The 5,888-nt window shown below is 56.6% G+C and carries 5 protein-coding genes; 3 read left to right on the top strand and 2 right to left on the bottom strand.

Translation table 11 applies throughout. The annotated features are described in order from the left end of the window. The first annotated feature begins 16 nt into the window (after positions 1-16). The 3 genes from JKK62_RS18010 to JKK62_RS14365 are packed head-to-tail and all read left to right on the top strand — an operon-like array spanning position 17 to position 4,067. Positions 17-106 carry a hypothetical protein gene (locus JKK62_RS18010; protein WP_366503355.1) on the top strand — a complete coding sequence of 30 codons (90 nt, stop codon included), beginning with the start codon at positions 17-19 and terminating at the stop codon, positions 104-106. Then, complete coding sequence (locus tag JKK62_RS14370) at positions 103-1,848, top strand: NADH-ubiquinone oxidoreductase-F iron-sulfur binding region domain-containing protein (RefSeq protein WP_201428507.1); 1,746 nt, start codon at positions 103-105, stop codon at positions 1,846-1,848. The genes JKK62_RS18010 and JKK62_RS14370 overlap by 4 nt, the downstream gene beginning before the upstream one ends. A gap of 14 nt (positions 1,849-1,862) precedes the next feature. Continuing rightward, positions 1,863-4,067, top strand: coding sequence for an FAD-dependent oxidoreductase (locus tag JKK62_RS14365; protein ID WP_201428506.1), 2,205 nt, complete (start codon positions 1,863-1,865; stop codon positions 4,065-4,067). A gap of 135 nt (positions 4,068-4,202) precedes the next feature. Here JKK62_RS14365 and JKK62_RS14360 read toward each other — a convergent pair whose 3' ends face one another. Together JKK62_RS14360 and JKK62_RS14355 are read right to left on the bottom strand one after the other, a co-directional pair. Beyond that, positions 4,203-5,657, bottom strand: coding sequence for a uracil-xanthine permease family protein (locus tag JKK62_RS14360; protein WP_201428505.1), 1,455 nt, complete (start codon positions 5,655-5,657; stop codon positions 4,203-4,205). Positions 5,658-5,732: 75 nt separating this feature from the next. After that, positions 5,733-5,888: EF-Tu C-terminal domain-related protein (locus tag JKK62_RS14355; RefSeq protein WP_494545962.1), on the bottom strand; the 156-nt coding region annotated here is incomplete at its 5' end.

Raw genomic sequence — 5,888 nt, 5'->3', positions numbered from 1 at the left:
CTCACTCTCCCCCGTTATGATGATCAACGAGGATACATACGGCAGCCTCACACCCGACAAAACAAAGAAAATCCTCAAGGAGTTAAGGGAGGCGGCACAGCAGTGAGAATCGTAATCGGTCAGGGCTCCTGCGGTATCGCCGCGGGCGCCGAAAAGGTAAGAAAGGCGCTTTTAGCCGCCAACGTAAATCCCGCCGACGTGTCCATCACGGGCTGTATCGGCATGTGCTACCTCGAGCCCATCGTTGACATCTACGACGATGACAACAACCTCACAAGGCTCGTAAAGGTCAGCGAAAACGACGCTGCCGCTATCGCTTCCTTCGTTGAGAGCGGCGACGTAAAGGCTGTCGAAAACCTCGTTGTTACCGAGGAGGACAGCGAATTCCTCTCCAAGCAGACACGAATCGCGCTGCGCAATTGCGGCGTTATCAACCCCGAGCAGATCGACGCCTACACAAACGCGGGCGGTTATACCGCTCTGAAAAAGGCTCTCTGCGAGCTCAGCCCCGAAGAAGTCATCGAGATCATCAAGACCTCGGGTCTCGCGGGCAGAGGCGGCGCAGGTTTCCCGACATGGTTCAAGTGGAACGCCGCACGTCAGAGCGCGGGCGACGAGAAATACCTCATCTGTAACGCCGACGAGGGCGATCCCGGCGCGTTCATGGACAGAGCGGTAATCGAGTCCGACCCCCACAACCTCATCGAGGGCATGCTCATCGGCGCTTACGCTATCGGCGCGAAGCACGCTGTAGTATACGTCCGCGCCGAGTATCCTCTCGCGATCAAGCGCCTCAAGAACGCTATCGCTCAGGCTAAGGACAAGGGCATCATCGGCGAGAACATCTTCGGCACCGGCTTCTCATGTGACTTCACCATCAAGGCGGGCGCGGGCGCGTTCGTATGCGGTGAGGAGACCGCTCTTATCGAGAGCCTCGAGGGTCACAGAGGTATGCCCAGACTCAAGCCTCCGTTCCCGGCACAGTCGGGCTTCTGGAGAAAGCCTTCAAATATCAACAACGTCGAGACCTTCGCTAACGTAGCGTGGATCATCAACAACGGCGGCGAGGCGTTCGCGGCTATGGGTACCGAGGGCTCAAAGGGCACCAAGGTATTCGCCGTTACAGGTAAGGTAAAGCGCTCTGGTCTTGTTGAGATCCCGATGGGCAAGACGCTGCGCGACGTTATCTTCGACATCGGCGGCGGCATGAAGACCGACAAGCCCTTCAAGGCTGTCCAGATGGGCGGTCCTTCCGGCGGCTGTATCCCGTCAGACCTCATCGACACCGTTATCGACTACAAGGCTCTCGGTGCGACAGGCGCTATCATGGGCTCCGGCGGTATGGTCGTCATGGACGAGAGCACCTGCATGGTCGGCATGGCTAAGTTCTTCCTCGACTTCACAGCCAAGGAGAGCTGCGGAAAGTGCATTCACTGCCGTATCGGCACAAAGCGCATGCTCGAGATGCTCGAGAGAATCACCAAGGGCGAGGGCAAGGAAGGCGACATCGAGCTGCTCGAGGAGCTGTGCTACTCCATCAAGGACGGCGCGCTCTGCGGTCTCGGTCAGACTGCTCCCAACCCCGTTCTCACAACTATCAAATACTTCAGGGACGAGTACGAAGCCCACATCAAGGACAAGAAGTGTCCCGCGGGCGAGTGCAGCGACCTGATCGAATACAGGATCATCGCCGACAAGTGCAAGGGCTGTACGCTCTGCGCGAGAAACTGCCCCGTAAACGCTATTTCGGGCACAGTCAAGAATCCCCATGTTATTAACACCGAAAAGTGCATCAAGTGCGGCAAGTGCTACAGCTCCTGCCGTTTCGGCGCAATCGTTAAGGAATAAGGAGGGGTATGAACATGGTAAATTTAACAATTAACGGCAAGGCGGTTCAGGCTCCCGAGGGCTCAACCATTCTGGAAGCTGCCCGTCTTGCGGATATCTACATTCCGACCCTCTGCTATGACGAGGCTGTCGAGGTTTACGGCGCGTGCGGTCTGTGCGTCGTTGAGGCTCAGGGAATCCCGAAGCTTCTCCGTTCCTGCTCCGCTAAGGTAAGCGAGGGCATGGTCGTCAACACAGAGAGCGAGCGCGTTGTCCAGTCCAGAAAGATCGCCATGGAGCTGCTCATGTCCGCCCACGACGGCGACTGCGTTGCTCCCTGCCAGCTCAACTGCCCTGCTAAGACTGACTGTCAGGGCTATGTCGGTCTGATCGCAAACGGTGAATACGACGCGGCTATCAAGCTCATCAAGAATAAAATCCCGCTTCCGGCATCCATCGGACGCGTTTGTCCGCACCCCTGCGAGAAGGCGTGCAGAAGAAAGAACGTCGAGGAGCCTATCAACATAGCTCAGCTCAAGGCGTTCGCTGCTGACATGGACCTCAAGTCCGACAGCTATGTACCCGAGTGCAAGCCCGCCTCAGGCAAGACCGTTGCGGTAATCGGCGGCGGCCCCGCGGGTCTTACAGCGGCTTACTACCTCACCATCATGGGTCACAGCGTAACCGTTTATGACATGATGGACAAGATGGGCGGTATGCTCCGCTACGGCATTCCCCAGTACAGACTTCCCAAGGAGGTTCTCGACAAGGAGATCGCCATCATCGAGAAGGCGGGCGTAAAGCTCGTCAACAACGTAAAGCTCGGCCGTGACTTCACCATCAAGTCACTCAAGGAGCAGAACGACGCGGTCATCGTTGCAGTCGGCGCTTGGAAGTCAAGCTCTATGCGCACTCCCGGCGAGGATCTTGAGGGCGTATACGGCGGCATCGACTTCCTCAGAGCCGTTATCAAGGGCAACGCTCCCGAGATCGGCGAGAAGGTAGCTATCTGCGGCGGCGGCAACACCGCTATGGACGCCTGCCGTACCGCTGTCCGTCTCGGCGCGAAAGAGGTTTACGTTATCTACAGAAGAACACGCAACGAGATGCCTGCCGACAAGCTCGAGATCGACGAGGCTGAGGAAGAGGGCGTAACCTACAAGTTCCTCACCAACCCGCTCTCCTTCAACGGCGAGAACGGCAAGCTCAAGTCAGTTACCCTCCAGCTTATGGAGCTCGGCGAGCCTGACGCTTCGGGCAGACGCAAGCCTGTTCCGATCGAGGGCAAGACCGAGGAAATCGAGCTCGACAGCGTTATCCTCGCTATCGGCCAGAAGCTCGTCGCCGAGGACGTTTCGGAGCTTACTCTCAACAACCGCGGCAACATCGAGGCTGACCCCGACTTCTTCACCACAGACATCGAAGGCGTATTCGCTATCGGCGACGCCACAAACAGAGGCGCGTCCATCGCTATCGAGGCTATCGGCGAGGCTGACCGCTGCGCAAGAGCAGTTGACGCGTTCCTCAACGGTCAGGCGCTCGACACACGCGTTCCCTACATCAGCAAGCGCGACGAGAGCACTATCGACTACTCCGACCGCGAGCAGAAGAGCAGACTCAACCCGAAGGTGCTCGCTCCCGAGGTGAGAAACAAGAACTTCGACGAGGTTTCGCTCGGCTTCACCGAGGAGGAAGCTCAGGAAGAAGCAAAGCGCTGCCTGGAGTGCGGCTGCCGCGAGTACTTCAAGTGCAAGCTGCTCAAGGTCGCTCAGCGCTACGACATCATGCCCGAGCGCTTCAAGGGCGTTATGCCCCAGAAGTACACCCACGACGAGAATGCCTTCATCGAGAGAAACACAGCGAAGTGTATTCTCTGCGGTCTGTGCGTGCGTTCCTGCCGCGAGGTCATGAACCTCTCCTCTATCGGACTGCTCGGACGCGGCTTTACCACCGACGTATCCCCCGCGTTCTCGCTGCCGCTTGACCAGACGAACTGCAACAACTGCGGTCTGTGCGTTCAGCTCTGTCCCACAGGCTCGCTCACAGAGAAGTTCGCTCTCGACAAGCAGGTTCCGCTCGACGAGGAGTACACCGAGGAGTTTGTCGACATCGACGGCAAGCAGGCTTCGGTCAAGGTATCGCGCTATAACGGCAAGGTACTCAGAGTTATTCCCAACGACGAGATCTCGCGCAACAGCGGTCTTACCCGTGACGAGCTCATGGCGAAGGTTGTAAAATAAATTATAAAAAATTCCGCCTTATCTCAGGATAGGGCGGATTTTTTAATTGAAAATGAAAAATTGAAAATTAAGGGCGGGACACCCGCACCCGAAAAAAAACGGCAGGAGAAATCCTGCCGTTTTGCTGTATACAGTTTACTTTCTCTCGCCCTTGCCGTTGGTGATGAACTTGAAGTCCTTGCCGGGGAAGATCGCGTTGAGCGCGATACCCGCGATTGAAGCAACCGCAAGAGGTGAAAGTGTGATCTGAGCGCTGCCGATCGGGAAGCTGACGGTGTTTGCACCGAGACCGAGAGCACATACGAGGATAACCGCCGCTACGATAAGGTTGCGGCTCTTTGTGAAGTCGACCTTGTTCTCGACAACGTTGCGCACGCCGATAGCGGAAATCATTCCGTAGAGCACGAAGGAGATACCGCCGATGATGCAGCTCGGAATCGAACCGATGAGCGCCGCGACGATCGGGAAGAACGAGATGGTGCAGGCGAAAATCGCCGCGATGCGGATTACTCTCGGGTCATAGACCTTTGTCAGCGCGAGCACGCCGGTGTTCTCGCCGTAGGTTGTGTTTGCAGGGCCGCCGAAGAGCGAAGCGAGAGTTGTCGCGAGACCGTCGCCGATGAGGGTGCGGTGCAGACCGGGATCCTGAATGTAATTCCTGCCGACGGTTGAGCCGATCGCGCTGATGTCGCCGATGTGCTCCATCATTGTCGCGAGTGAAATCGGCACGATAGCGATGATCGAGGACGCGATCACAGCGCCGTTAGACCAGTCGATACCGCCGAAGGTCGTCTTGTTCCAGATAACGGGAATACCGATAAGACCCTGCTCGCCGAAGATCTGGCCGTTCGCGATGTTATTAACAACAGTCTGAACGCCCGAGAAGTCGAAAATCGGGAGATACGAGGTGACGTTGCCTGCATCGTCGAGAACCGAACCGCCCGAGAAGAGCCACGGCATTGTCTGAATGAGATCGGGATTCGCCTGAGATATGAAGTAGAGCACCAGACCGACGGCGTAGGAAATCAGAAGTCCGAGAATGATCGGAACAATCTTGAGCATTCCCTTGCCCCAGATGTTGAACACGATGATGACCGCGAGGGCTACGATCGCGAGGAACCAGTTGGTGGTGCAGTTCGAAACCGCCGAGGGTGCCAGACCCAGACCGATAGCGATAATGATCGGGCCTGTTACTACGGGCGGGAAGAACTTCATTACTCTATGTACGCCGATTGCGCGGATAATGCCCGCGAGAATGAAGTAAACAAGTCCCGCGCAGGCTACGCCCAGACAGGCGTAGGGCAGCATCGTGTTCGGGTCGGCGCCTTCGGGAGCGAGCGCCTTGACCGCGGCGTAACCGCCGAGGAACGCGAAGGATGAGCCGAGGAACGCGGGAACCTTGAACTTTGTGATGAAGTGGAAGAGAAGGGTGCCGAGACCAGCCATGAGAAGGGTTGTTAAAACGTCAAGACCTGTAATCATCGGCACAAGGATCGTCGCGCCGAACATGGCGAACATATGCTGAATGCCGAGTACGACCATTTTAGGCTTTCCGAGTTTACGGGCGTCATAAATAGCTTGTTTGTCCATTTTCCTAAAAACCCCTTTACCGTAAATAAGGCAGCCCTGCAAAAGCAAGACTGCCTATTTAATCATTGAATAAAATTACTCGTTGATAGCGATAACTGCGCCTGAGCCTACAGTTCTGCCGCCCTCACGGATAGCGAAGCGGAGACCTACCTCGATAGCGATAGGAGTGATAAGCTCAACGTCCATCTCAACGTTATCTCCGGGCATGCACATCTCTACGCCCTCGGGAAG

The organism is Ruminococcus difficilis, assembly GCF_016680995.1.
Note: the sequence above shows the minus strand (reverse complement) of the source record. Positions and strands in the feature narration are given on the sequence as shown.

Excerpts from the sequence above, each read along its gene's own strand:
- JKK62_RS18010 (WP_366503355.1), top strand. The coding sequence starts at position 17 with ATGATGATCAACGAGGATACATACGGCAGCCTCACACCCGACAAAACA.
- JKK62_RS14365 (WP_201428506.1), top strand. The coding sequence starts at position 1,863 with ATGGTAAATTTAACAATTAACGGCAAGGCGGTTCAGGCTCCCGAGGGC.
- JKK62_RS14360 (WP_201428505.1), bottom strand. The coding sequence starts at position 5,657 with ATGGACAAACAAGCTATTTATGACGCCCGTAAACTCGGAAAGCCTAAA.